This window comes from Labrys wisconsinensis (assembly GCF_030814995.1).
GTDB classification, from domain to species: domain Bacteria; phylum Pseudomonadota; class Alphaproteobacteria; order Rhizobiales; family Labraceae; genus Labrys; species Labrys wisconsinensis.
The window spans coordinates 215,167-240,457 of sequence record NZ_JAUSVX010000001.1 but is presented as its reverse complement, the minus strand read 5'-3'; the positions used below and the strand labels follow the sequence as shown (position 1 = coordinate 240,457).

The 25,291-nt window shown below is 68.0% G+C and carries 22 protein-coding genes and 1 tRNA gene; 18 read left to right on the top strand and 5 right to left on the bottom strand.

What is annotated here, in order from left to right; genetic code table 11:
* Both trpB and QO011_RS01120 read left to right on the top strand, forming a co-directional pair.
* Window positions 1-1,218: a tryptophan synthase subunit beta gene (gene trpB, locus QO011_RS01125; protein WP_307266598.1), complete on the top strand. Its 1,218-nt coding sequence runs from the start codon at window positions 1-3 to the stop codon at window positions 1,216-1,218.
* On the top strand, window positions 1,218-1,685 hold the full coding sequence (locus QO011_RS01120; RefSeq protein WP_307266597.1) for a hypothetical protein: 468 nt from the start codon (window positions 1,218-1,220) through the stop codon (window positions 1,683-1,685). The genes trpB and QO011_RS01120 overlap by 1 nt, the downstream gene beginning before the upstream one ends.
* Window positions 1,686-1,733: 48 nt before the next feature.
* On the opposite strand, the gene QO011_RS01115 is transcribed toward QO011_RS01120, so the two are convergent.
* A complete protein-coding gene (locus tag QO011_RS01115) occupies window positions 1,734-2,042 on the bottom strand; it encodes a hypothetical protein (protein WP_307266595.1) in 309 nt (102 codons plus the stop codon).
* 133 nt (window positions 2,043-2,175) lie between these two features.
* On the opposite strand from QO011_RS01115, the gene trpA reads away from it, so the two are divergent.
* Window positions 2,176-3,003: a tryptophan synthase subunit alpha gene (gene trpA, locus QO011_RS01110; protein ID WP_307266593.1), complete on the top strand. Its 828-nt coding sequence runs from the start codon at window positions 2,176-2,178 to the stop codon at window positions 3,001-3,003.
* Between the two features lie 10 nt (window positions 3,004-3,013).
* Here trpA and QO011_RS01105 read toward each other — a convergent pair whose 3' ends face one another.
* Complete coding sequence (locus QO011_RS01105) at window positions 3,014-3,580, bottom strand: NUDIX domain-containing protein (RefSeq protein ID WP_307266592.1); 567 nt, start codon at window positions 3,578-3,580, stop codon at window positions 3,014-3,016.
* Between the two features lie 115 nt (window positions 3,581-3,695).
* On the opposite strand from QO011_RS01105, the gene QO011_RS01100 reads away from it, so the two are divergent.
* The 13 genes from QO011_RS01100 to QO011_RS01040 all read left to right on the top strand — a co-directional run bounded on the left by QO011_RS01100 (window position 3,696) and on the right by QO011_RS01040 (window position 17,856).
* Window positions 3,696-3,780, top strand: a tRNA-Leu gene (locus tag QO011_RS01100).
* Between the two features lie 329 nt (window positions 3,781-4,109).
* Entirely contained in the window at window positions 4,110-5,324 is a 1,215-nt protein-coding gene (locus QO011_RS01095) for a serine hydrolase domain-containing protein (protein ID WP_307266591.1), read from the top strand.
* A gap of 406 nt (window positions 5,325-5,730) precedes the next feature.
* Window positions 5,731-6,123 carry a RidA family protein gene (locus tag QO011_RS01090; RefSeq protein ID WP_307266589.1) on the top strand — a complete coding sequence of 131 codons (393 nt, stop codon included), beginning with the start codon at window positions 5,731-5,733 and terminating at the stop codon, window positions 6,121-6,123.
* Between the two features lie 53 nt (window positions 6,124-6,176).
* A complete protein-coding gene (locus tag QO011_RS01085; RefSeq protein ID WP_307266588.1) occupies window positions 6,177-7,154 on the top strand; it encodes a D-2-hydroxyacid dehydrogenase in 978 nt (325 codons plus the stop codon).
* Between the two features lie 124 nt (window positions 7,155-7,278).
* Window positions 7,279-8,175, top strand: coding sequence for a transporter substrate-binding domain-containing protein (locus QO011_RS01080; protein WP_307266587.1), 897 nt, complete (start codon window positions 7,279-7,281; stop codon window positions 8,173-8,175).
* Between the two features lie 148 nt (window positions 8,176-8,323).
* Window positions 8,324-9,892, top strand: a complete 1,569-nt coding sequence (locus QO011_RS01075; RefSeq protein ID WP_307266586.1) for an amino acid ABC transporter permease/ATP-binding protein — start codon at window positions 8,324-8,326, stop codon at window positions 9,890-9,892.
* Window positions 9,873-10,940: an alpha-hydroxy acid oxidase gene (locus QO011_RS01070; RefSeq protein ID WP_307266584.1), complete on the top strand. Its 1,068-nt coding sequence runs from the start codon at window positions 9,873-9,875 to the stop codon at window positions 10,938-10,940. The genes QO011_RS01075 and QO011_RS01070 overlap by 20 nt, the downstream gene beginning before the upstream one ends.
* The gene (locus QO011_RS01065) at window positions 10,937-11,956 is read left to right on the top strand and encodes an ABC transporter substrate-binding protein (RefSeq protein WP_307266583.1); all 1,020 of its coding nucleotides are present in this window, start codon (window positions 10,937-10,939) and stop codon (window positions 11,954-11,956) included. Before QO011_RS01070 ends, QO011_RS01065 begins: the two co-directional genes overlap by 4 nt.
* On the top strand, window positions 11,944-13,332 hold the full coding sequence (locus tag QO011_RS01060) for a dihydroorotase (RefSeq protein ID WP_307266581.1): 1,389 nt from the start codon (window positions 11,944-11,946) through the stop codon (window positions 13,330-13,332). Before QO011_RS01065 ends, QO011_RS01060 begins: the two co-directional genes overlap by 13 nt.
* 7 nt (window positions 13,333-13,339) lie before the next feature.
* Window positions 13,340-14,140: a GntR family transcriptional regulator gene (locus QO011_RS01055; protein ID WP_307266580.1), complete on the top strand. Its 801-nt coding sequence runs from the start codon at window positions 13,340-13,342 to the stop codon at window positions 14,138-14,140.
* Window positions 14,141-14,243: 103 nt separating this feature from the next.
* Window positions 14,244-15,356 carry a mandelate racemase/muconate lactonizing enzyme family protein gene (locus QO011_RS01050; RefSeq protein ID WP_307266578.1) on the top strand — a complete coding sequence of 371 codons (1,113 nt, stop codon included), beginning with the start codon at window positions 14,244-14,246 and terminating at the stop codon, window positions 15,354-15,356.
* 1,139 nt (window positions 15,357-16,495) lie between these two features.
* The gene (locus QO011_RS01045) at window positions 16,496-16,951 is read left to right on the top strand and encodes a transposase (RefSeq protein WP_307266577.1); all 456 of its coding nucleotides are present in this window, start codon (window positions 16,496-16,498) and stop codon (window positions 16,949-16,951) included.
* On the top strand, window positions 16,948-17,856 hold the full coding sequence (locus QO011_RS01040; protein ID WP_307266576.1) for an IS3 family transposase: 909 nt from the start codon (window positions 16,948-16,950) through the stop codon (window positions 17,854-17,856). Before QO011_RS01045 ends, QO011_RS01040 begins: the two co-directional genes overlap by 4 nt.
* A 195-nt stretch (window positions 17,857-18,051) precedes the next feature.
* Here QO011_RS01040 and QO011_RS01035 read toward each other — a convergent pair whose 3' ends face one another.
* The 3 genes from QO011_RS01035 to QO011_RS01025 all read right to left on the bottom strand — a co-directional run bounded on the left by QO011_RS01035 (window position 18,052) and on the right by QO011_RS01025 (window position 22,252).
* Window positions 18,052-20,745, bottom strand: coding sequence for a glycogen/starch/alpha-glucan phosphorylase (locus tag QO011_RS01035; RefSeq protein WP_307266574.1), 2,694 nt, complete (start codon window positions 20,743-20,745; stop codon window positions 18,052-18,054).
* 179 nt (window positions 20,746-20,924) lie between these two features.
* Window positions 20,925-21,224 carry a hypothetical protein gene (locus QO011_RS01030; protein ID WP_307266573.1) on the bottom strand — a complete coding sequence of 100 codons (300 nt, stop codon included), beginning with the start codon at window positions 21,222-21,224 and terminating at the stop codon, window positions 20,925-20,927.
* Window positions 21,225-21,775: 551 nt separating this feature from the next.
* Window positions 21,776-22,252 (bottom strand): sugar O-acetyltransferase, encoded by a 477-nt coding sequence (locus QO011_RS01025; protein WP_307266571.1) that lies wholly within the window; start codon window positions 22,250-22,252, stop codon window positions 21,776-21,778.
* A gap of 286 nt (window positions 22,253-22,538) precedes the next feature.
* Between QO011_RS01025 and QO011_RS01020 the strand changes: the two genes are divergently transcribed.
* Together QO011_RS01020 and QO011_RS01015 are read left to right on the top strand one after the other, a co-directional pair.
* The gene (locus tag QO011_RS01020; RefSeq protein ID WP_307266568.1) at window positions 22,539-24,143 is read left to right on the top strand and encodes an FGGY-family carbohydrate kinase; all 1,605 of its coding nucleotides are present in this window, start codon (window positions 22,539-22,541) and stop codon (window positions 24,141-24,143) included.
* A gap of 68 nt (window positions 24,144-24,211) precedes the next feature.
* The gene (locus QO011_RS01015) at window positions 24,212-25,165 is read left to right on the top strand and encodes a sugar-binding transcriptional regulator (RefSeq protein WP_307266565.1); all 954 of its coding nucleotides are present in this window, start codon (window positions 24,212-24,214) and stop codon (window positions 25,163-25,165) included.
* Window positions 25,166-25,291 lie beyond the last annotated feature (126 nt).

Below are 25,291 nucleotides of genomic sequence, written 5' to 3'. Positions count from 1 at the left end.
ATGACCGCCGTTCCCCAGCCGAACTCCTTCCGCAACGGGCCGGACGAGCGCGGGCATTTCGGCCAGTTCGGCGGCCGCTTCGTCGCCGAGACGCTGATGCCGCTGATCCTGTCGCTGCAGGAGGCCTACGAGCAGGCCAAGGCCGACCCGGCCTTCCATGCCGCGATGGACGGGCACCTCAAGCACTATGTCGGCCGGCCGAGCCCGCTCTACTTCGCGGAGCGGCTGACGCAGCATTTCGGCGGCGCCAAGATCTACCTCAAGCGCGAGGAGCTGAACCACACCGGCTCGCACAAGGTCAACAACGTGCTCGGCCAGATCCTGCTGGCGCTGCGCATGGGCAAGCCGCGCGTCATCGCCGAGACCGGCGCCGGCCAGCACGGCGTGGCGACGGCGACGCTGTGCGCCCGCTTCGGCCTGAAATGCGTGGTCTACATGGGCGCGGTCGACGTGGCGCGCCAGGCGCCGAACGTCACGCGCATGAAGCTGCTCGGGGCCGAGGTGGTGCCGGTGCAATCGGGCTCCAGGACGCTGAAGGACGCCATGAACGAGGCGCTGCGCGACTGGGTCACCAACGTGCACGACACGTTCTACTGCATCGGCACGGTGGCGGGGCCGCATCCCTATCCCGGCATGGTGCGCGACTTCCAGTCGATCATCGGCCGCGAGACGCGGGCGCAGATCCAGGAGGCCGAGGGCCGCCTGCCCGACAGCCTCGTCGCCTGTATCGGCGGCGGCTCCAACGCCATGGGCCTGTTCCATCCCTTCCTCGACGATCCCTCGGTCGAGATCTTCGGGGTGGAGGCGGCCGGCCACGGCCTCGACAAGCTGCACGCCGCCTCGATCGCCGGCGGCCGGCCGGGCGTGCTGCACGGCAACCGCACCTATCTCCTGATGGACGACGACGGCCAGATCCAGGAGGCGCATTCGATCTCGGCCGGCCTCGACTATCCCGGCATCGGGCCGGAGCATGCCTGGCTCAACGATGTCGGCCGGGTCCGCTATCTCTCGGCCACAGACGAGGAGGCGCTGGAGGCGTTCCAGCTCCTGTCGCGGCTCGAGGGCATCATCCCGGCGCTGGAGCCGTCCCATGCGCTGGCGCGGGTGGCCGAGCTCGCGCCGCAGCGGCCGAAGGACCATCTGATGGTGGTCAGCCTCTCCGGCCGCGGCGACAAGGACGTGGCGCAGGTCTCCGACATGCTCGCCGGGCGGCTGTGATGGCACCGGCGGCGGAGGCCGGGCGCTGGGCGCCGCGCACCGTCGTCAGGCTGGGGCCGTGGTCCTGCGGCGGCGTGCCGTTGAAGACCTACGGCATCCTGGCCGATGCCGCCGCTCCCCTCGGCGAGCCGCTCGTGGCGGCGGCGCAGCAGGCCGTGGACGGCGCTTCGGCGCAGCTGGCCGCGACCGCGCATGAGGGGCTCGGCTTCGTCATCCTGCACCGGGGCACGCAGGGCATCTGGCTGCTGCTGCACTGGTGGGTTCACGGGGGCATCTGCGCCCAGGTGCTGTGGCGCAGCGAGATCGCCGGCCCGGTCAGCTTCGCGCCGCTCGGCCGGCCGCTGATGGCCTGCGTCTGGGAGCTCGCCCTGATCGACTACGAGCGCCGCGCCTATGTCCGCACCGTGATGGCCGGGCGCGGGCCGCAGGCCTACCTCGCCGACATCTACCGGCAGGATTTCTGCTGACCCGCCGACCCCGGCAGGGCGTAGCCCATCTCCGGGCGGGCGCGGCCGCTATTGCGACTGGCACATGCTCAGCGCCACCCAGTTGCAGGTCTTGCTGACGATGCTCTTGGATTTTCCCGGCGCGCAGACGCCGACGCCGGGCGTGTCGTTGCAGCTGTACCGGGCATCGATGCAGCTCGTCGCCGTGACGAGGTCGCCGGACTTGCTCTTGTAGGTGATGTCGACCTGGCAGACATGGGTGAGGACCGAGCCCGGGTCGTCGCTCGCGGCGGAGGCGTCTCCGAGGCTCGCCGCGAGAGCGAGGCCTGTCGCCATGGCCGCCGAGAACGCACGCAGGACGCTGCCCATCTGGATCACCGGACCTTTCCCGATCACACCACACCACGACGCCCTTCGCAGGGCAAGGGTGTGCAGGGCGCGGGCTCGCCGGATCGCCCGATGGCGCGATGATGCTCTTCCGCCACGGATTTCGCCGTGCTAGCAGCATCATATGACCACCCGCCTCGCCGCCCGCTTCGCCGCCCTCGCCCAGGACAATCGCGCCGCGCTCGTGACCTTCGTCACGGCGGGCGATCCCGACCCCGAAACCTCGCTCGCCATCATCGCCGGCCTGCCGGCCGCCGGGGCCGACGTCATCGAGATCGGCATGCCCTTCACCGATCCGATGGCCGACGGCCCGGCGATCCAGGCCGCGGGCCTGCGCGCCCTCAAGGCCGGCATGACGCTTCACCGCACGCTCGACCTGGTGCGCGGCTTCCGCCGGGGCGACGATGCGACGCCGATCGTGCTGATGGGCTATTTCAACCCGATCTACATCTACGGCGTCGAGCGCTTCCTCGCCGACGCCAGGACGGCGGGCGTCGACGGCCTGATCGTCGTCGACCTGCCGCCGGAGGAGGACGACGAGCTCTGCCTGCCGGCGCTGAAGGCCGGCCTCAACTTCATCCGCCTGGCGACGCCGACCACCGACGACAAGCGCTTGCCCAAGGTGCTCGAGAACACGTCGGGCTTCGTCTACTACGTCTCGATCACCGGCATCACCGGCTCGCGCACGCCGGACTTTTCGGAGGTCGCCGCCGCCGTCGGCCGGATCAAGCGCCACACCGACCTGCCGGTCTGCGTCGGCTTCGGCGTCAGGACCGCCGAGCATGCCCGGGCGGTCGGCCGCGGCGCGGACGGCGTGGTGGTCGGCACGGCCCTGGTCGAGGCGGTGCGCGGCTCGCTCGACGCCGAAGGCCGCGCCACGGAGCGCACCGCGCCGGCCGTGCACGCGCTCGTCGCCGCCATCGCCGAGGGCGCCCGCACGGCGCGCGCCTGAACGCCTCGCCTCAGGCGAACAGCTCGGGACGGCGCAGGCGCAGGGTCTGCACCAGCAGGAGCGTCTTGAGATCGCGCAGCTCGCCGCCGTCCGCCAGCGCGGCGAGCGCGGCGAGCGGCATCTCCACCACCTCGATCTCCTCCGTCTCCTCGGCCAGGCCCCCGCCTTCGGCCACCCGGTCGGCCGCGGCATATTCGGCGAGGAAGAGATGCATCTTCTCGGTGGAGACGCCGGGCATGGGATAGGCGGCGCCGAGCGGCACCAGCGTGCGCAGGAGCAGGCCGGCCTCCTCCATCGCCTCGCGGCGGGCGCACGCGGCCGGGTCCTTCTCGTCGAGGATGCCGGCCGGCGCCTCGAGCGAGGCCTGCTCGCCATGCGCCTTCAGGAGCGGCACGCGCATCTGCCGCACCAGGATCGCCGTGCGCCGGACCGAATCGACCGGCAGCACGGCCACGGCATCGCCATGGTCCTCGACGCTGCGCTCGATCACCGAGCCGCGCGCCGTCCGCGTCTTGACCATGGAGAGCCGGTTCCAGCCGGAATGGACGATGCGTTCTTCGAGGATGGCTGCTGTCAAGGCTCGCTCCTTTGCTGCGGTGCACGAGACAGGATGAGGCCGGCGAAATCAAGCGCAGGGAATGCATCGGAGTGCGTTGACAATCCCGCCGGGCCCCCCTAGAAGCATCGCCGCTGCCCAGATGGCGGAATTGGTAGACGCGCACGGTTCAGGTCCGTGTTCCGCAAGGAGTGGAGGTTCGAGTCCTCTTCTGGGCACCAGTTTCCAAAAGGCCCGATGCGATTGATGCGCGTCGGGCCTTTTCGTTTTGGGGTGGGCGTTGGTCCGCCGCGGTTGGCGCTCGTGGTGATCGCGGTTGAGTGCACTGGCACCGTAATGCCGGGTCACCAGAAAAATGCTTCTTTTGGTGGTAATGGCCTTGTCGCCCGTGGTGATCGGGTCGATCGTCGCCGCGCGCAGTGTGGACCTGCGTGTGCTTGGCGGGCAACGGCGCTGGCGAAGATGAAGTCGAGGGCGTCGTGCGAAGTGCAAGCTGCTCGTGCTCTGCCTGCTGCCCCCTTGGGGCCGATCGCTCGAGGGGCTCTCGAACGTGACTCATGCCGAACTTGAATCAGGCGATGGGCTCGTCACCGTCAGGAGGCGGACCTGCCGGAAGATCATGCGGCGAGCGGTTGCCTCCGCGATGCTGTCCTTCCTTGTTGCGAACGCTGGGGCCGCAACTGACATATCGGTCTCCGCGCCAGCCATTCAGGCCAGGATTGTCGACGCTGTCGACCATGAGCGAAAAGCCTATGGCGCGGGCGGCATCGTTCCCGGTGTTCTCGTCGGCGTATGGGACGGAGAGAACCACAGCTTCATTCGAGGATTTGGCACGAGCGATCTGCAGACGGGCCGCCCGTTCAGCCCGGACGATCATGTCCGTATCGGAAGCATCACGAAGACCTTTGTCGTCAGCGTTCTCTTGCAGCTTGTGGACGAGGGGAAATTGTCCCTTGATGACCCACTGAGCAAATTCGATCTTGGCGTAGCGGTCCCGAATGCCGATCACATCACGCTTCGGGAACTCTGCCAAATGCGCAGCGGTCTCTTTAACGTCTTTGAGCTGCCTCAATTCAGGAACTACGTACCCCCGAATTCCGTATGGGAGCCACGGCAACTCATTCGATGGGCCGTAGAACGGAAGCCCTACTTCGCGCCAGGCCGAGGATACCACTACAGCAACACGAATTACTTCCTACTCGGCCTGGTGATCGAGGTCGTCACCGGACAGAGTGTCCAGCAGGCAATAGTGACGCGCCTGCTGCGCCCCTTTAAGCTTGACCAGACCAGCTATCCGGCCACCATGGAAATGCCATCCCCATGGGCGCATGGCTATGCGGTGAAGCCGGGCGGCGGCTGGACGGACATAAGCAACATCGTGCCCGTTTCCGTGGTCGGGGCGGCCGGAAACATGATCTCCAATCTCTGGGACATGCGTCGTTGGCTTGAATTCTACGTCGGAGGAAAAACCAACGGTCCGGCCACGCAGAAGAGCCGCCTGGATTGCATCCCGTCAGGACAAGACAACATGTCCTTCGGCCTCGGCGTTCAGTGCAGCGGCGATTGGCTTGGCTATACAGGCGGCCTACCCGGCTACAGCACCGCCGCATACCGATATCCCGGGGGCAATATGACCGTGGTGGTTTTCGCGCTCAACTTCGAACGCAACGAGGATCCGACCATGGCCGACTCCATTCTGCGCGACATCGCGGCGATCGTGACCCCGGGCCATGTTCCGTTCGCGGCGCAAAGTGCGGGTAAATGATCTGCCCCCGAGGGTGAGGCCGTTCGGGATGTGAGCGGAGTGGCTCACGTCGAGCTCTCCCAGTCTCAACACCGTGAGCCCGCCTCGAGCAATTTGCGCCCGGTCTCGCAGAATCCGAGCCCAAGGCGGATGACGGTCTCAGGCAATGCGAGCCGGACATCGCGGTGCTTTCCAGCCTGATGCCGGACAATCTCAAGACGCCATACGGAGAGACGCCTCCCTCGCGGTCGATGGCCCGAACGCCCTGACGGTCGACCGCGGGCGCCATTCCACGGCGTCGCCTTTGCGATTGCCTATCCTTTGTGCGCGCTGAAACTCGCGTCAAACTCCGATTGACAAGTGTCTATTCGTATACGATCCTACATTTCAGACCGGAGCCGCGCTCCGGGCGCGAGCAGATAGTCCCATGAAGACAGCCATCGCCTATCCCGGCCTGAGCGCCATCGACCGGCCCATGGGTCCGGCGCCGATCTCGGCGGCGATCCTGTCCGGCCCGATGCTGTTCGTCTCCGGCCAGGTCGGGATCGACCCGCTGACCGGCGCGATCGCCGGCCCGGATATCCGCAGCCAGACCCGTCAGGCCCTGCTCAACATCCAGAGCCTCCTGGCCGCGGCGGAGATGACGATGGCCGATGTGGTCAAGGTCGGGATCTTCCTCACCGACCTCAGCCAGTTCGGCGCGATGAACGAGATCTATGCCGCGTTCTTCGCCGCCCCTTTCCCGGCCCGGGCGACAGTCGGCGTCACCCTCAACAATCCCGATCTGCTCATCGAGATCGACGCCATCGCCATGCGCTGACTTCTCCCTCCCGATACGCCGAACCGTCCCCACGACCGCAAGACAGGCCGCAAATGCACATCCATATCGAGAACGACCTGTCCTGGCCGGCCCCGCTGCAACTGTCGGCCGAGCGCCTGCGAGCCCGGCTCGATCGGGAAGCGGGGCTGCCCGCGGGCATCACCATCAGCGAGAACGGCGACCCCGCGCGGATGCCGGCCGCGATCGCAGGCGCGGACGTGCTGTTTGCCTGCGGCAAGCCGAACCTTCGCCGCGCCAGGAGCGCGGCGCCCGATCTGCGCTGGGTGCAGGTGACCACGGCCGGCGTCGAAGGCCTGGTGGCTGACCTGCCGCCCGATCTCATCCTCACCAACGCCTCCGGCGTGCACGGCGACAAGGGCGCCGAGTTCATCCTCGCCGCCGCCCTGATGCTCAATTTCGGCATTCCCGGCTTCGTCACCGACAAGGAGCAGCGGGCCTGGCGCCCGCGCTACGGCGGAACGGTCGCCGGCAAGACGGCAACGCTCCTGGGCGTCGGCGCGATCGGCACGGCGGCGGCCGCCGCCCTGCAGTCGCGCGGCGTCGCGGTGATCGGCGTGACGCGCAGCGGCACATCGGATGCGGACCTCGACCGCTGCATCGCCGTCTCCGCGCTCGACACGGTGCTGCCGCAGACCGACATCCTGGTTTCGAGCCTGCCGCTGACGCCGGAGACGCGCGGCCTGATCGACCGCCGTCGCCTCGGCCTGCTGCCCGAGGGCGCCGGGGTGGTCGTGGTCGGCCGCGCCGCCGTCTTCGACTACGACGCCCTGGCCGACGGCCTGGCCGACGGGCGCCTCGGCGGCGCCGTGCTCGACGTCTTTCCGCAGGAGCCCTTGCCGGCCGAGAGCCGCCTCTGGTCCTGCCCGCGCCTGATCATGACCCCGCATTGCAGCCTCGACGACCACGCGGTCTACCTCGATGGCTGCCTCGACATCTTCGTGGACAATCTCCGGCGCTTCTGCGCGGGCGAGCCGCTCGTCAACGTCGTCGAGGCCGCGCGCGGCTATTGAGCCGCGACCCGCCCGGCCGGGATGCCGCGGAGCTTCCAGCAGGCCTGCAATGCGCACGGGCCCGCTGTCTTCAGGACGATCGGCCAGCCCGCCGTCCGACCATGCGCCAAAAGGGGAACGGATCGTGAGAAAAGCCATCAGGACGACTGCCGCGCTGCTCGCCGGCCTTGCCAATGCGACGATGATGGGCGGATACGCCGCGCGCGCGGCCGATTCCGTCCAGCCCGATGCCGCGGCCTTCGCGGCCATGCCCGCCTGCAAGGCCCTGCAGGCCAAGTACCCCTCGCTCGTCGGCAAGAAGGTCGTGGTCGGCCTCGGCGGCTACACCAAGGGCTTCGAAGCCCCGAGTGCCGACGACCCCTCGGTCATCGAAGGGCTCGACCCCTCCCTGTTCGACCGCATCGGCGCCTGCCTCGGCTTCACGCACGAGTATCAGAGCGGCTCCTTCAACGTGCTGCTCACCTCGATCTCGAGCGGGCGCGCCGATATCGGCCCGATGCTCTACGTCACCGAGGCGCGCCTCAAGCAGATCGCGTTCGTCGCCTCGGTCCAGGTGCAGGACGGCTCGGTGGTCAAGAAGGGCAATCCCAAGGCCCTGACCTCGCTCGACAGCCTGTGCGGCGCGACGGTGGCCGCCGCCGCCGGCACCTATGAAGCGACCAAGCTCGTTCCCGAGCAGACCGAAGCCTGCACCAAGGCCGGCAAGCCCGCCGTCGAGATGCTGACGGTCCAGAACACCGACAACAGCATCCAGGCCCTGCAGAGCGGCCGGGCCGACATCTACCTCACCGAGGCCGGCTCGGCGCGCGAGATCGCCAAGGCCGACCCGAGCCTGGAGAGCGCCTTCACCGTCGACCTGCCGATCATGGTCGGCTTTCCCATCGCCAAGGACAACACGGTGATGCGCGGCGCCGTGCTCGACGCGATGAAAGTGATCCAGGCGAGCGGCGCGCAGAAGAAGCTGCTCGATTTCTGGGGCCAGGGCGGCGACGCCGAGCGCCCGGCCGTCGACAAGGGCTAGGCCGTAGCGGTGGGCTGATCCGCACCGGCGGCGAACCAGTCCGGACCACGGGAACCGGCTTCGGGCCTCGAAGCCCGGGACATGCGATGATGCCGCCCCCGGGACCGGCATCGTCGCGGCCCCGGAGGGCTCGAACAGAGGCGATGAGATGCAGGATTTCCTTCATTACCTGACGCTGCCCTATCTCTGGCAGGGCGCGGTCATCGCCGTCGAGCTTCTGGTCGGGGCGCTCGCCGGCGGCATCCTGATCGGCTTCTTCCTCGCCCTGGCCAGCACCTCGCGGCATCTGTGGCTGCGCCTGCCGGTCCAGGCCTATATCTATGCCCTGCGCGGCACGCCGGTGCTGCTGCAGCTGATCCTGCTCTACAACGTGCTGCCGCAATTCGGCCTGCGCTTCTCGCCCTTCGCCAGCGCCATGCTGGCGCTGATGATCAACGAGACCGCCTTCTGCGCCGAGATCATCCGCGGCGGCATCGTCGCCACCGATCGCAACCAGCGCATGGCCGCCCAGGCCTTCGGCTTCTCGCGCCTCAGCGAGATGGTCCATGTCGTCATTCCCCAGGCGCTGCGGGCGATCCTGCCGACCCTCGGCAACGAGGCGGTCGGCCTGCTCAAGTCGACCTCGCTCGCCTCCGTCGTCGGCGTCAACGAGCTGACGATGCGGGGCCAGATCATCGTCTCGCAGAACTTCCTGTTCATCCCGGTGCTGGTCGCCTCGGGCGGAATCTACATGATCATGTCCTCGGCGCTCGCCGGCGGGCAATGGTGGCTGGAGAGCCGGTTCGGCCTCGATCACCGCGCCCGCCGGGCCCAGCGCCGCCGCGACCGCAGCGCCCGGGCCGAGGCCGCGAGCCCCGACTTGCTCCCGCCGGCCCGTGCCTTCTCCAGCACCGCCGCCGTGGTCCTCGACATCGACGGGCTCCATGTCGATTACGGCAGGAAGCCGGTGCTGAAAGGCCTGTCGCTGAAGGTCCGTCGCGGCGAGGTGGTGGCGCTGCTCGGCCGCTCCGGCTCGGGCAAGAGCACCCTCCTGAAGTCGATCCTGGCGCTGACGCCGGTGACCCGCGGCACGATCCTGGTCGAGGGCCACCCGATGGGGCAAACCGCGGCAGGCCGGCCGCTGCCCGAGCGCCGCCTGCCCGCCAACCGAGCGCGGTCCGGCGTCGGCATCGTGTTCCAGCATTTCGCGCTGTTCGACCACATGACCGCGCTGCAGAACTGCATGACCATCCCGCGCATCGTCCAGCGCGCATCGGCGGCGGTGGCGCGCGGCAAGGCGCGGCGGGCGCTCGCCACCGTCGGCCTCTCCGCCTTCGAGGCCAGCCTGCCGCACGAGCTCTCCGGCGGCCAGCAGCAGCGCGTCGGCATCGCCCGGGCGCTCGCCGGCGAGCCGCAGGTGCTGCTGTTCGACGAGCCGACCTCGGCGCTCGACCCGGAGCTGGTGCGCGAGGTCAACCAGACCATCCGCGACCTCGCCCATACCGGCATCACCATGCTGATCAGCACGCACGACATCGCCTTCGCCGCGACGGTCGCCGACCGCATCGTCTTCCTGCAGGACGGCCTGCTTGTGGAAGAAGGGCCGCCCGCCATTCTCGAACACCCCCGGACCGAGCCATTCTCCGCCTTCCTGCGCCATGAGCTCGGCCGGCCGGAGCCGAGCGCGCCCGCTTCCACCGAAACCGCGGCAGACGCCCATGCCTTCGATCGCAACTAGCACCCTGCCTCATGGCGAGGAGGCGCGCGAGATCCTCGGCGAGGCCCTGTTCGCCTATCTCGTCGGGCGGGCCCGCGACCTGCCGCCGGACGCCGCCGATGCCAACGAACAGGACCTGCGGAGCTATCGCCTCCTGCCGCGGGTGATGACCGGGGCCGCCGGCATCAGCCTCGCGACCGCCCTCTGCGGGCGGACGCTCGCGGCGCCGCTCGGCGTCGGTGCCTTTGCCGGGGACCGCGTGTTCCATGCCGACGGGCTGCTGCCGATCGCCCGCGCCTGCCGGCGCGCCGGCCTGCCCCTGGTCGTCTCGGAAGAGACGATGACGCCGCTCGCCGCGATCACCGCCGAGCATCGGGATTGCTGGCTGCAGCTGCGTGCCGCCGGGCCGCCGAACCGCATCCGCCGCCTGGTCGACGAGGCCGCCGCCGCCGGCGCGGCGGGGCTGGTGCTGACGGTGCTGGCGCCGGTGCATCCGGCGCCCGGGCTGCAGCCGGGCGGCTATTCGATCGGCGCGGACATCGCCCGGCGGGGATCGACGACGATCGGGTCGACCGATCCGGGCGTCGAGGCCCTGCCGCCCTTCCCCGCGTGGAGCTGGTCCGATCTTGCCGCCATCGCCGCTCACGCCGGCGAGGCCGGCTTGCCCCTGCTGGCCAAGGGCGTGCTCCACCCGGCCGATGCGGCCGCGGCCGAACGGGCCGGCTGCGCCGGCGTGGTGGTCTCCAATATCGGCCTGCGCCAGAGCGGGCGCTGGGCGACGCCGGCCTCGCAGCTGCCGTCCGTGCGCGCGGCGAGCGCCGGCGCCGTGCTCCTCGACGGCGGGGTCCGCCATGGCGTCGACGCCGTCGTCGCGCGCTGCCTCGGCGCCGACCTGTCCCTGGCGGTCCGCCCGGTCGTCACCGCTCTCGTCGCGGGCGGCGAGGCCGCCGTGCACGACCTGCTCGCGCGCTGGCTCGACGAGATCGCCGCGATATCGAGCTGGTGCGGCGTGTCGTCGGTGACCGACCTCGACGGCGGCTTCGTCCTGCATGGGGGCGTCCAGCCATGACGACGCCGGACCTTGTCCCGCAGCCCCTGCCGGTGCTCCGGCTGAACCAGGGCGATCCCAGCGAAGCCCGTGTCTATTATTGCGCGCATTTCGTCGCCGACGCGCTCGGCCTGTTCGCCGATGAAGGGGTCGCGGTGTCGTTCACCACGACCGAGTCCGGCGGAGCCACGGTCCGAGGCGGCCAGGTGCCGGCGGTGATCGACGGCAGCGCCGACCTGACGATCGGCGGCCCGATGGTGACGATGAAGATCCACGAGGAGCGCGGGCCGCGTCTCGTCTCGTTCTGCGCCGCCGTGGCGGCCAATCCCTGGGTCCTCGCGGCGCGGGCGCCGGAGCCCGGCTTCCGGCTTTCGGACCTGAGGGGCCGCAGGGTTCTCGACATCGCCAATATCGGCACGGCAACGCTGTGCTTTCGCTGGCTCGCCGCCCGCGCCGGCCTCGCCGAGGCCGACATGGCGCTGATCCCGGGCAGCGGATCGCACGAGGCCGATCTCGACGCGGTCGCCTCCGGCGCCGTCGACTATGCCCTCCATTCCCTGCACGCCCTCGGCCCCGCCATCGCCGAGGGCCGGCTCGCCCTGGTGCAGGATCTCGCCGGCCCGACCGGGGCGGTCCCCTGGAGCGCCTATATCGCCCGCCCCGAAGCGATCGCCGCCAGGCGGCCGGCCTTCCTCGCCTTCACCCGGGCGATCGCCCGCGCCCTCGCCTGGATCGGCAGCCACGAGGGCGCCGAGATCGCCGCCATCATCGCGCCGCGCTATCCGTTCCAGTCCCGCGCGGCCCTGGAGACAATCATCGCCGGCTATAGGAAGGCTGGCGCCTTCGCCGCCGGTCCGCTGATCCCGCGGGCGGATTTCGACCATTTCGCGGCCATCCTGGCCGCCATCGGCTGGATCGGGGCACCCCCGCCCTATGCCGAGCTGGTCGAGGCCGGCCTCGCCCGCGAGGCGGTGCGATCCCGGCCGGATGCCGTCTCCGACGCCGATCCCGAGAGGACACCATCATGGACACGCTGATCACAGGCGGACGGATCGTCACGGAAACCGGGGTGCTCGACGCCGACCTCGCGATCGCGGCGGGCCGCATCGCCGGCATCTTCGCGGCCGGCCGCGCCCCGCCGGCCCGGGAGACGATCGACGCCGGCGGCCTCATCGTCATGCCCGGCGGGATCGACGCCCACACCCATTTCACCGGGTCGCACGACCATCCGGCCGAGGAACTGCGCGAGGGCACGCGCGGCGCCGCCGCCGGCGGCATCACCACGGTGCTGGAAATGCCGCATTCCGGCCCGCCGGCGACCACGCTCGCGGGCTTCCTCCGGAAGCGCGATCTGGCCGCCGCCCATGCCTCGATCGATTTCGGGCTCTGGGCCGGCCTCGACGGGCACAACCTGTCGGCCCTCGCCGAGCTCGACGCCGCCGGCGCGATCGCCTTCAAGGGCTTCCTGTGCAGCGGCGATCCCGATGGGCGCGCGACCGATGCCAAGGGCCTGCCGGCGCTCGATGACGACGACCTCATCCGCGCCATGCGCGGGGTCCGGGCCTTCGACGGCCTGATCGGGCTGCACGCCGAGAACCATGCCATCCTGATCGGCGCCGGCGCCGAGCAGCGGGCCGCCGGCCGCAACGACGCCCGCGCCCACGCCCTGGCCGGACCGGAGATCGCCGAGGTCGAGGCCGTCGCCCGCGCGATGCTGCTGGCGGAGGAGACGGGGGTGCGCTGCCACATCGTGCATGTCAGCTCGGCACGGGCGGTGGAGCATATCCGTGCGGCCAGGCCGCGGGCCAGGGTCTCGTTCGAGACCTGCACCCATTACCTCGTCCTGGACGAGGACGACCTCGCCCGCATCGGCCCCAACGCGCGCTGCGGCCCGCCGCTGCGGCCGCGCGCCACCGTGGACGCTCTGTGGTCGGCCGTGCTCGCCGGCGAGGCGGACGCGCTCGCCTCCGACCATTGCCCCTATCTCCCGGAGCAGAAGGCCGCCGGGCAGGCCTCGATCTGGAACGCCGGCATGGGGCTGACCGGGATCGAGACCACCGCGCCGGTGTTCTTCAGCGAGGCCGTGCACAAACGCGGCCTGCCGCTCGTCGACTTCGCCCGCATGACCGCGACCGGCCCGGCCCGGATCTTCGGGCTCTATCCCCGGAAGGGCGCGATCGCGGTCGGGTTCGATGCCGATCTCGCCCTCTACGATCCCGCGGAGAGCTGGACCGTGCGCGGCGCCGATTTCCGCGGCCTCGGCACCTGGAGCGCCCTGGAGGGGCTCACCTGCAACGGCCGGGTGGTGCGGACGCTGGTGCGCGGGACGACCGTGTTCCGCGATGGGGCGAGCGTGGCGGCACCCGGCTTCGGCGCTTTCGTCGAACGGCAGCGCAGCACGAGCGGGAGGTAGGACGATCATGGCGAAGACACGGACCCGGGTCGCCAGCTCGGCAAGGGCGCCACAGGCCGAGACCATGGTCGAGGGCATCGGCGGCGCCGTGATGGCTGCCGCGGACCCGGGGATCGGATGGGAGGCGGCGCGGCCGCGCACCCTGGTCGATCATGCGGTGGACGTCATCCTCTCGGCTGCCGCGCGCGGCCTGATCCTGCCGGGCGACCGCGTCTCCGAGCCGGAGCTCGCCGCGCATCTCGGCATGAGCCGGGTGCCGATCCGGGAGGCCCTGCGGATCCTGGAGAGCCAGGGCGTGGTGACGAGCCAGCCCTACAAGGGCATCCGGTTGATGGAGGTTTCCGCCGCACGCCTCGAGCAGATCATCGACGTCCGCGTTCCGCTCGAGCTGCTCGCCTGCCGCCGTGCCATCGAGGCCGGACGCAATGGGCCGCATGAGATCGCCAAGCTGGAGAAGGCGATCGCCGAGCTGGACCTGATGCGCCAGCGCAACGACGTCTACGGCTTCGCCAGCGCCGACACCGCCTTCCACCGCCTGCTCTGCAGCTTCGGCGGCAATCCCGTGCTGAGCAACCTGTGGGAATCGATCGCGCGGCAGCTCACCGTCATCTTCGGCCTGTCGACCATGGGCAAGCCGATGGACGCGATCGTCGAGGAGCATCGCGCGCTGCTCGCCGTGTTCGCCTCCGGCGACATCGACGCCATGGTCCGCGAGATCGAGGAGCACGTCCGCGTCCAATGGCTCGACGTCAACTACGACCAGGTCATCGCCGATCGCCGCGCGGCTCTCTTCGCCAGGCAGGCCTGATCGCCGGCATCCCGCAACCCAGGACCCTCGTCTGCGACCACGGCGGTGCGCCCGAACGCCCGCCACCTGTCGTCATCACCTTCCCATCGCAGGACTTGATCTCATGAAAATCACCGATGTCGAAGCCTTCTACCTCAGGCTTCCCGAAATCCAGGCGCGGACTGACAGCTCGCAGGACGCCCTCCTGATCAAGATCACCACCGATTCCGGCCTCGTCGGCTGGGGGGAGGTCGACGGCAGCCCCTACGTCACCAAGGCGATCATTGACGCCCCCTATTCCCACACCATGGTCACGGGCCTGAAGTCGCTGCTGATCGGCGAGAACCCGCTGGAGACCGGCCGGCTCTGGTCCAAGATGCATCGCGCCACGATCTACTACGGCCGCAACGGTGCCGTGATCCAGGCCATGGCCGGCATCGACATCGCGCTCTGGGACCTCAAGGGCAAGGCCCTCGGCCGCCCGATCGTCGACCTGCTCGGCGGGGCGCTGCGCGACCGGATGCGGGTCTATTCCTCCAACATGTTCCAGTTCAGCATCGAGGCGACCGTGGCGCGCGCCCGGCATGCGGTCGACACCGGCCATACCGGCGTGAAATTCGGCTGGGAGCCCTTCGGGCAGAGCGAGGCGCAGGACCTGCGCTATGTCGAGGCGATCCGCAGGGCCGTCGGCGACGATGTCGACTTCATGCTGGACGTGGGCCTGGTCTGGGACGCCAAGACCACCATCCGCCGCGCCCAATTGTTCGAGCCCTACCGCCTGTTCTGGATCGAGGAGCCGCTGCATCCCGACGACTATGCCGGCTACGGCAAGGTCTCGCGGGCCTGCACCCAGCACATCGCCGCGGGCGAGGAGGAGTGCACAATGGTCGGCTTCGAGCGCCTGATCGACGAAGGCGGCATCGACGTGGTCCAGATCGACGTCACGCGGACCGGCTTCACCCAGGCGATCCAGATCGCCGACCTTGCCAGGCGCCGCGGCCGCAAGGTGTGCAACCACAACTTCACGACCGACATCAACACCGCCGCCTCGCTGCACTTCCTCTGCGCCATCGAAAACGCCCTGGTCATGGAATATTGCGTCGAGCCGGGCGAGATCAGCCGTTCGCTCGCGGTCGAGCCGGTCCGCATCGTCGACGGCCATGCCCACCTCCCGCCCGGCCCGGGCCTCGGCGTCGAGCCCCGCGCCGACATCATCGAGAGATACCTGGTGCGGTGATACCGGAGTCGCAGCGCTCCAGGGCAACGGCGATCGCGCTTCAGGTGGCTTCCACCTCGTAGCGCGGTCGCCTGGACCTCGCACTTGGTGCCGTCGTCGCCGCAGGGCCATGCAGCAGACCGATTGCGATTTCTGGCTGGAAGCAATGCGGTGAGATAACTGCACTGCACCGGAGTGAAGCTGTCACCGTAGTGAAGCTGCTCGTGAGGGTCGTCTATGGCCAGCGAAGCCCGCCTATCAGATCCGTGTTCGCGGCAAGGTACCACGAGCATTTTCAACTTTAGTATGAACTGCCTCTCAGGGATTAACGAGAGCATGGATGACAAAAGCCACCGCATACAAAGCACAAAGAACTAAGAGTATCCCCACAAGGTATATTACTGCCGATAATACGGCAAAAGAGTGCCTCCCGTGCGAAGTAAGGGCTTCAATTGCTGTTAGAATAGTAATTGCGAGACAACCTACTATCATCCATTTGATTATCTTCAGGCTTTTGATTATTATCATATCGCCTCTCGCGCAAAATCAGTACCGGCAGTTCGTGTAGAACCCAGTCGAGAGGCACCTCACCTGGTTCCCGCCCGGCGGCGTGATCGGCATCGCCATCTGCGGATAGCGAGCCGCTGCTAGCGCCTGGTTCCCCGCAGCGAGTTGTGCGTCAAACTGCGCACTTTCTTGTGCTCGCCGCTGTGCCAGGATGGCCTGGTTCGACTGGTAGACGAACAATTCCTGGTCCGTCATGGCATTCCGAACACTAGTTGCTTGGTCTTGCGCATTCGCGCATTGTATCTGGGTTGGCGCTACCAATCGGCGGCGTGGACAGCTTTCCCCGCCGGTCATGTAATAGTTCCCGCCTACAATTTTGGACTGACGACCGGAGTGTTTGCACACCCGGCCGTCAACGTTCCAACCAAAAGAACCCAACTGCGCTTCACGATGCCCCCCGGCTGTGATGAAAGATCGAGATAGCGCAGCCGGAGCTCCTGGGTCAACGGACCAGGTTCACCCACGGGTTGAGTCCGAAGACGTGCAGTCCCATGCTCGGGCATTACGGTGACAGGGCATTACGGTGACAGTGCTGGACTGCCCCCCTTGATTGAGACAACGGAATGCGGTGACAAGGCTCCAAGGACCGGGTCATGTCGAAGCAATCAGAGCGTGTGTTCTCAGCGGCCTTCAAGGAGGCGGCGGTGGCGCAGATGGAGGCCGGGCGCAAGGTGGCGCCGTTGGCGAGGGAGTTGGGCGTCGCGCGGCAACTGCTCTATCGCTGGCATGCGGCGTGGCGTGCCGAGGGTCCTGCCGGATTTGGCAAGCGGCCCGGGCGCAAGCCGGGGCAAACGGGCGGGGCGCCCCAGGCGCTGACGACAGAAGCTGTCGAGGAAACGGTTGGAGACGGCCCGCCGGACAAGGCAGCTTTGCCGCCGGATGACGCGCTCGCGCAAGCGGCGGCGCGGATTGCCGAGTTGGAACGGATCATCGGCCAGCAACAGGTCGACCTTGATTTTTTTCGGCGAGCCTTGCGTCCCTTCGTGGCGGACACGACAGCAAGGCCGGCACCGTCCGCGCCCACATCTACACGGTCATCGCGCAAATGACCCGAGAGGCAGCACAGGCTCGGGCCGAGCAGGGCCAGGCCAGCAGCGCCTTATCCCGGCGATCCCCCGTTCGGATCGAACGGCTATGCCGCTTGGGCGAGGTCTCGCGGGCCGGTTACTACCGCCATCTGGCGGAGTGCGCGCCGGCGCGCGCCGACGCCGACCTGCGCGAGACGATCCAGACGGCGGCCCTGCGCAACCGAAGCTATGGCTACCGGCGTATCGGCACGCTGTTGCGGCGGGAAGGCACACCCGTCAACAACAAGCGGATTCTGCGACTGATGCGCGAAGACAACCTGCTGTGCCAAAGGCAGGCCCCCTTCGTGCCCCGCACGACCGACAGTCGGCATGACAAGCGGGTCTGGCCCAATCTGGTGCACCATTGCATCCCGACCACGCTCGACCAGATCTGGGTTGCGGACATCACCTATATTCGCCTGCTGGAAGACTTCGCTTATCTGGCCGTCATCCTCGACGCTTTCTCGCGCAAGGCCGTCGGCTGGGCGCTTGACGGCCACTTGATGGCCAGCCTGGCGATCGAAGCACTCGACATGGCCATCGTCGCGCGAAAGCCACCACCCGGCCAGCTCATCCACCATTCCGACCAGGGGGTGCAATATGCCAGCCTCACCTATGTCGAAAGATTGGAGAAGGCCGACATCGCGCCCAGCATGAGCGCTCGAGGCAACCCCTACCACAATGCCAAGGCCGAGAGCTTCATGAAGACGCTCAAGGTCGAACAGGTGAACGCCCAAGCCTATCGCAATCTTCACGAGGCCAGACGCGACATCGGACACTTCATCGACGTCACTTACAACCAGCACCGCCTCCACTCTGCCCTCGGCTATCGCCCCCCGGTTGAGTTCGAGGCGATGCATCTTCCCAAGCATCGCCGCAACGCCTAACAAGGCAATCAATCGTCACCGCATTCCGTTGTCTCAATCAAGGGGTGCAGTCCAGTGCAAATGACTCCTCTGTCTGCGCGTGATCGTGACGATTATATCAATTAAATGCACTGTCACTATAATGCCGGGATGTGGGGAGTGTCCCTCGCGGCCGGTTGGCGCCGGCGGCGCGGCTGCAGCCGACGGGCCGGGCGATCAAGGCACCGGACATGGCGCGACACCCCAGATCTCGGTCGCATATTGCGCGATGGTGCGATCGCTGGAGAATTTGCCCGAGCCGGCGATGTTGAGAATGGCCTTGCGCGCCCAGGCATCCCTGTCCGCGTAGAGCGCGCAGAGCGCCCGGTCCGCTTCGAGATACGAACCGAGATCGGCCAGGTGCCTGTAGTGGTCGCCGTCCTTCAGGAGCCTGTCCAGCAGCGGGGCAAAGGCGCCGCGCTCGTTCTGGCTGAAGAAATCGCCGGCGATCAGGTCGAAGGCCGCCCTGGTCTCCGGGTCGTTGTCATGGTGCCAGTGGGGATTGTACCACCCGGCGCTGTCGGCCACCTCTTGGGCTGTCAAGCCAAACAGGAAGAAGTTCTCCTCTCCTGCTTCTTCGGCCATCTCGATCGTGGCGCCATCGCGCGTGCCGATGGTCAGCGCGCCGTTCATCATGAACTTCATGTTGCTGGTGCCGCTGGCCTCATAGCCGGCGGTGGAGATCTGGTTGGAGACGTCGGCCGCCGGAATCAGGCGTTCGGCGAGGGAGACATTGTATTCCGGCAGGAAGACCACCTTGAGCCGTCCCCGCGCGACGGGGTCGCCATCGATCGTGCCGGCGAGATTGTTGATGAACTTGATGATCAGCTTGGCGAGGCGATAGGCGGGCGCCGCCTTGCCCGCGAAGAAGAACGTCCGCGGAGCCACGTCCGCTGCCGATCCCGTCCGCAACCGGTTGTAGAGAATCACCACGCGGAGCGCATTCAGCATCTGCCGCTTGTACTCGTGGATGCGCTTGATCTGGCAATCGAAGATGCTGTCGGGGTCGACGACCTCGCCGGTCGCCGCTTTCAGCCAGGTGCCGAACTGGGCCTTGGCATCGCGTTTCGTCGTCAGGACCATCTCGCGAATCCCGCGATCGTCGGCGGCCGGCTTCAGCCTGGCGACCTGGCCGAAATCCGTCACCCATCCCTCGCCGATCACGCTCGTGATGGTGCGCGCCAGGCCGGGGTTCGCCAACGTCAGCCAGCGCCGCGGCGTCACGCCATTCGTCTTGTTGTTGAACCGCTCCGGAAAGATCTCCGCGAGATCCTTGACCGTCGAGCTGCGCAGCAATCGCGAATGGATCGCGGCGACGCCGTTGGTGCTGTGCGATCCGACGATCGCCAGGTTCGCCATCCGCACCTTGTCCTCGGCGCCCTCCTCGATGAGGCTGACGCGTTCGACGCGCGCCTCGTCGCCCGGGTAGAGCCGCCGCACCTCGGAGAGGAAACGGTGGTTGATCTCGTAGATGATCTCGAGCTGGCGCGGCAGCAGCTGCTGGAAATAATGCAGCGGCCACTTCTCGAGCGCCTCGGGAAGCAGCGTGTGGTTGGTATAGGCGAGCGTGCGCTGCGTGAGATCCCAGGCCTCATCCCAGCCGAGATGGGCCTCGTCGAGAAGGATGCGCATCAACTCGGGGACGGCGAGCGTGGGATGCGTGTCGTTGAGCTGGATCGCGACCTTGTCGGGAAGGGTGCTCCAATCGTCGTTGGCGCTGCGAAACCGGCGCACGAGATCGGCAAGCGAGCAGGCGACCAGGAAATATTCCTGAACGAAGCGCAGGCCCTGGCCCATCTCCGTCGAATCGTCGGGATAGAGCACGCGGGTCACGGTGTGCGCCGAGATGCCCCCGACGAGCGCGCCGACGAAGTCGCCGGTGCTGAACTCCTGAAAGTCGAACGAATCGTGCGCCGCGGCGCTCCATAGGCGCAAGCTGTTGACCGTGCGGCCGCCGAAGCCGACGATCGGCCGGTCATAGGGCACGCCCACGAGAACCGAGGGGCGGTTGGGAACGACCTGCAGGCGCTCCTGATGCATCTCGAACGTTGCGGCGAGCTTGATCTCGACGGCTTCGCTGCGACGGGAGATTTCCCAGGGGTCCTGCCGGCGGAGCCAGTTGTCCGGCCGTTCCCGCTGCCAGCCGTCGACGATGGACTGGTTGAACATGCCGTATTCGTAGCGCAGCCCGTAACCCATGGCCGGGAGCTGCATCGTGGCCATGGAGTCGAGGAAGCAGGCGGCGAGCCGGCCGAGTCCGCCATTGCCGAGCCCGGCGTCGGGCTCCTGCTCGACCATGGCCATCACGTCCAGGCCCTCGTCGCGAAGCGCACGCGCGACGAGCGGGTCCAGCATCATGTTGACGATGTTGTTGCTCAGCGACCGGCCGATGAGGAACTCCATCGACAGATAATAGATCCGCTTCGGATTCTGCCGGTCATAGGAGCGCTGCGTGTCGATCCATCGCTGCGACAGGAGATCGCGCACGGATCGCGCCACGGCTTCGAAGCGTTGGCGCTCATAGGCCCTGGCGGGCTCGACAACGGCGTCCGACATGAGATGCCGGACGAACAGCCGGTTGAGCGGCTCGGCGCTCGAGCTTTCGTCGCCCTGCCTGGCCGGGACTGCCGCCCCAGCTGTCGCCTCTCCATCCATATCGCCCCCCTGTCGTGGTCGAGTGAGCCCGTGCGATCGGGCCTTCCAGATCTCTGATGGCCGGCAATTCGCGGTAGCAGTCGGCGCGCGATGCGCGCATGGAGCTGGGGTCGGAACGATCCAGAGCCGTAGTCTTCGATCTTTAAGCTTTTGTGACGTCGGTCTCGGCGAGGAGCGATGGACGATCCGCTCGGCAGGGCGGCGCCGGTCCGTCATGGGCGCGCGCCCTGCTGTCCCATGCGAACCGGACGGGCACCGCCGACAGCCGCGAACGGGAGCAGACTGTCGCGGAAGACGGCGCGGGGAGTGGCTGCCGCAGGCAGGGGATGCGAGGGCGCTCGGTACCGCGTCAGGCGTCGCGGCGATGCCGCGCGATCAAGGCCGGGGACAAGGCCCTAGACCTCGGTCGCCGTCCCATTGCGGCCCTTGGCCAGCACGAGAAGATTGAGGCCCCACTCGTAGATGCCGTCCGGATCGGCAGGAAAGGCGCCTTCGCTGATATAGGCCTGCACGCGCCTCTTCACCTCTTCGCATTCGGCCGATGTCGGCAGATCCCAGATCGCTTCGGCGCTGCGCATGGGGCTGCTGATGGCGTGAATGGCCATGGCGACAGCAGGGTGGGTCTGCTTCGCTGCGGCCCAGCCGGCCGGAACGGCGACACGGCGGGTTTCGACATGCGTCACAAGCTCGGCCAATTCGGAGCGGGTCCCGATTGAAGCCGGCAAACTATACGCCTGTCCGAGAGCATGGCGAAGCCCCGGAGAAGTTACCCACAGAGGAGCGTGCAGGAGCTGCCGGGTCCGACTTCCGGGCGCCAGGCGGGGCGGCCTGCAGGAAGGGGCAGCAATGGCCCCCGCCGAGCCGAGCAGCCGGCCACGAGCGTCGCGATGGCAGGGGCCATTGGCTGGCGCGAGACCGTCCGGAACGGCAGCCGGCCTTCAGCTTTCCCCTTCGGTCTCCGGCTCGATCTTCGCCAATTCCCTCCTGGCTGCCCTCCGGCACTCCGCCAGCCGTATCCCGAGGAGCGTGGCCATCGCCTTCTGGCGTTGAGCCGTCGCGGCCTGCCTCGCGGTTTCGAGGGAGGCGGCCTCGATCGCGAGCCTGATCGCGCGGGAGATCGGAGAGCTGGTGGGCGGCTTGGGCATGGCCCGGAGAGAATACGCGAGGAGGGCGAGGCGCGCCACGGGCGGCGGGCACGGGGCCGGCCTGCCGCCCCACGGGGGAAATTCGCGTGGCGGAGGCTCCCTCAGTCGGCGATCGAGCGAATGACCCGCGCCGGATTGCCGCCGACGAGGGTATTGGGCGGAACGTCCCTGGTGACGACCGAGCCGGCTGCGACGACCGCGTTCTCGCCGACGGTCACGCCGCCGATGATGGTCGCGCCGGCTGCGATCCAGACGTTTCTCCCGATCGCGATGGGCCTGGCGATGACGAAGGCGCGCCGCTGGGACGGTTCGAGGGGGTGGCCGGTCGTGATGATGCTCACGTTCGGCCCGATCATCACGTCGTCGGCAATGTCGAGGCCGCCGAGGTCGTAGAAGGTGCAATTCTGATTGACGAAGACATTGCGCCCGACACGGATATCGAGCCCGCAGGCCGTGTAGAACGGCGGGATCAACACGAAGCTGTCGTCCACCGTGCTGCCGATGAGATCGCTGAACAAGGCCCGGACCTCGTCCGCGTCGTTGAACGTCAAACGGTTGAGAGCGGCGGTGATCGCCATGGCCCGCTTGACGTTTGCCGACATGGCCGCCGATTCCGGCGTTCTCCTGGGAATGATCCGGGTGCGGTCGTCATTTGCCATTCCTGGTCGCCTCCGGGCGCGGTCGAACGAGCGTTCGGCGCATGACGGCCGCGCCGCGATTCGCCGAGCTTAGCCCCATGGCGGCAGGGCCGGAATCCACCCCGAACCGAAGCTCGAAAGGTCTGGACACGCAGCGGGCTGCCGCGCTTGCCGCGGCCGGCTTGCGGCCGGGCGACCCTCTGCGCTATCAGCCGTCGCGCGTGCCGTGGCCCGGCTCCCGAGACGACGAGCTGTCACCGACATGTCTCAACAGTGCCTGATCGGCGTAGACTTCGGCACGGCTTCCGCCCGCGGCGTCCTGATCGATGCCGAAACCGGCGTGCAGGTCGACTCGGCCGTGCATCGCTACCGGCACGGCGTTCTGTCTCAGGCCCTGCCGAACGGGCGGCGCCTGCCGCCGGGCTATGCCTTGCAGGTGCCCGCCGACTATCTCGAGGCAGCCGAGCATATCCTGACGCGGCTGGGGCAGGGGCGGCAGGTCGTGTCGATCGGCATCGACTTCACCGCCTCCTCGCCGATGCCCGCCTTCGCCGACGGCCGTGCGCTCCAGGCGGCGCTGCCGGATGAGCCGCACGCCTATGTCAAGCTGTGGAAGCACACGGCAGCCCAGTCCTACGCCGACGACGTCAATCGCCTCGGCGGACGCTTTCTCGACAATTTCGGCGGCCGCGTCAGCGGCGAAGCGATGCTGCCGAAGGCGATCGAGCTGGCGAGGCAGTCTCCGGCGACCTGGTCCCGGTGCGAGCGCTTCATCGAGGCCGGCGACTGGCTGGTCTGGCAGCTGACCGGCTCGGAATGCCGCAGCATGGATTTTGCCTGCTTCAAGGCCCAATACACGCCCGACGAGGGATATCCCTCGCATCTGCTCCCAGGGTTGAGCGAGCGCCTCGGGCCGCCGACGGCGGTGGGCACGGCGGCGGGCGAGTTGAGCGAGCGCTGGCGGTCCAGCACCGGCATCCGGGGCTGGCCGATCGTCGCCGTGGCGTCGATCGACTCCCACGCGGTGCTGCCGGCCGTCGGCGCCGTGCGAGGCGGCGCGCTGGTTGGCGCATTGGGCACCTCCGCCGGCTTCATCGCCGTCGATCCGACGGCTCACGCCCTGCCGTCGGGGCTGGAGAGCGCCGCCATGGGGGCTGCGCTGCCGGGCCTGTGGAGCTGCGAGGCGGGGCAGGCGGCCTTCGGCGACATGTTGACCTGGTTTGCGCAGACGTTCCCGCTCGCCCCGGACATGCAGAGCAACTTCGCCAGCTATGACGCGGCCGCATCGGCGGTGCGGCCGGGGCAGTCCGGACTGGTCGCGCTGGACTGGTTCGGCGGCAACCGCATACCGTGGCGCGACTCGGGCCTGGGCGGCGTCCTCGCCGGGCTGCGGATCGGCGCGAGCGCGGGGGAGATCTATCGGTCGCTCGTCGAATCCCTGTGCTTCGGCGCGCGGCTGATCGTCGAGCTGATCGAGAACGGCGGTGTTCCCGTCCACGAAATGATCCTGACGAGCGGGCTCTCCCGGAACGCATTGCTCGTGCAGACGATGACCGACGTGCTCGGCCGCAATGTTTCGATCCCGAAAATCGAGAACCCCACCGCCGTGGGCGCCGCGATACACGGTGCCGTGGCGGCAGGACTTGTTCCCGACTATATCGCTGGATCCTTCCGGTACGGCGCAGGCAGCAAGCGGGTGCTGGAGCCGAACCAGGCGCATCGCGCGATCTACGACGAGATCTACGGCGCCTATCGTGAGCTGGTCTTCGACGACAGCGTGCGGTCGGTGATGCGCCGCCTGCACGGGGTCAGCGCCCGGTGGCAGGGGTGACCCCCGCGGATCGATCGCCTCGCCGCGCCAGGCGTGCCCAGCGCGGCGATACCACCATGGAGGTCGCCTTGGCCGGACATGAATCGGACGCCTCGCGCATCGAGACGGCGACCCGCGCCGCCTGGCTCTACTTCGTCGCGGGCAATACCCAGGAGGAGATCGCTCGCAAGCTTCGCGTCTCGCGGCCCACGGCCCAGCGGCTGGTGACGCTCGCCGTCTCGGAGCGATTGATCACCTTTCGCGTCGAGCGCCGGCTGGCGGCCTGCATGGAGCTTTCCGAGCAGCTGCGGGAGCGTTTCGGGCTGCAATATTGCGAGATCGTGCCGACCGACCTGGAGAATCCGCAGTCCTTGACGGGCGTGGCCTTGAGCGCGGCGAACTTCATCGAGCAGATCCTGATGTCGCCGACGCCGAGCATCCTGGCGATCGGTTCCGGGCGGACCCTGCGGGCCGCCGTGGATCAGATCGTGCCGATGGACGCCCGCCACCACACGCTGGTGGCTCTGGTCGGCAATATTGCGCCCGACGGCTCGGCGAGCTTCTTCGACGTGCTCCACAAGCTCGCCGACGTCACCAAGGCGAAGCACTATCCCATTCCGCTTCCCGTCCTGATGGAGACGAGCGAGCAGCGCGAGCTGCTCGCAGCCCTGCCGCTCGTCCAGAAAGTCCATGCATTGGCCGCAAAGGCCGATGCCGCGCTCGTGGGCGTCGGGCAGATGGATCTGAGCGCTCCGCAGTTTCAGGACGGATTCATCTCCCGGGAGGAGCTCGTCGAGCTCATGAAGGCCGGCGCCGCCGGCGAAGTGACGGGCTGGAACTTCGACAGCCGCGGCAGGATCCTCGGCAACCAGGTCAATTCCCGGTTGACCTCGGCGCCGCCGGAGCCCGGCTCGGGCCGGCTCGTGGTCGGTGTCGGGATCGGCGAGCCGAAGGCCAGATCAATCTTTTCTGCGATTGCCGGACAAATTCTCACGGGCCTCATCACGGATGAGGCGACGGCCAGGCGCGTCATCGCCTTCTGAGCGCAGATTTCGTCCATCAAGCTTGCTTTGCTCGGCACAGCGCTCGCTTTGCGGGCGCTTGAAGGCGCATTGACATGCCCATTGCGGTGTGATGAACATATATACGAACTGTGCATAAATGTTCAT

Excerpts from the sequence above, each read along its gene's own strand:
- QO011_RS01045 (WP_307266577.1), top strand. The coding sequence starts at position 16,496 with ATGTCGAAGCAATCAGAGCGTGTGTTCTCAGCGGCCTTCAAGGAGGCG.
- QO011_RS01120 (WP_307266597.1), top strand. The coding sequence starts at position 1,218 with ATGGCACCGGCGGCGGAGGCCGGGCGCTGGGCGCCGCGCACCGTCGTC.
- QO011_RS01085 (WP_307266588.1), top strand. The coding sequence starts at position 6,177 with ATGCACATCCATATCGAGAACGACCTGTCCTGGCCGGCCCCGCTGCAA.
- QO011_RS01075 (WP_307266586.1), top strand. The coding sequence starts at position 8,324 with ATGCAGGATTTCCTTCATTACCTGACGCTGCCCTATCTCTGGCAGGGC.
- QO011_RS01025 (WP_307266571.1), bottom strand. The coding sequence starts at position 22,252 with ATGGCGATCACCGCCGCTCTCAACCGTTTGACGTTCAACGACGCGGAC.
- trpA (WP_307266593.1), top strand. The coding sequence starts at position 2,176 with ATGACCACCCGCCTCGCCGCCCGCTTCGCCGCCCTCGCCCAGGACAAT.
- QO011_RS01065 (WP_307266583.1), top strand. The coding sequence starts at position 10,937 with ATGACGACGCCGGACCTTGTCCCGCAGCCCCTGCCGGTGCTCCGGCTG.
- QO011_RS01090 (WP_307266589.1), top strand. The coding sequence starts at position 5,731 with ATGAAGACAGCCATCGCCTATCCCGGCCTGAGCGCCATCGACCGGCCC.
- QO011_RS01070 (WP_307266584.1), top strand. The coding sequence starts at position 9,873 with ATGCCTTCGATCGCAACTAGCACCCTGCCTCATGGCGAGGAGGCGCGC.
- QO011_RS01060 (WP_307266581.1), top strand. The coding sequence starts at position 11,944 with ATGGACACGCTGATCACAGGCGGACGGATCGTCACGGAAACCGGGGTG.
- QO011_RS01040 (WP_307266576.1), top strand. The coding sequence starts at position 16,948 with ATGACCCGAGAGGCAGCACAGGCTCGGGCCGAGCAGGGCCAGGCCAGC.
- QO011_RS01035 (WP_307266574.1), bottom strand. The coding sequence starts at position 20,745 with ATGACGGACCGGCGCCGCCCTGCCGAGCGGATCGTCCATCGCTCCTCG.
- QO011_RS01050 (WP_307266578.1), top strand. The coding sequence starts at position 14,244 with ATGAAAATCACCGATGTCGAAGCCTTCTACCTCAGGCTTCCCGAAATC.
- trpB (WP_307266598.1), top strand. The coding sequence starts at position 1 with ATGACCGCCGTTCCCCAGCCGAACTCCTTCCGCAACGGGCCGGACGAG.
- QO011_RS01055 (WP_307266580.1), top strand. The coding sequence starts at position 13,340 with ATGGCGAAGACACGGACCCGGGTCGCCAGCTCGGCAAGGGCGCCACAG.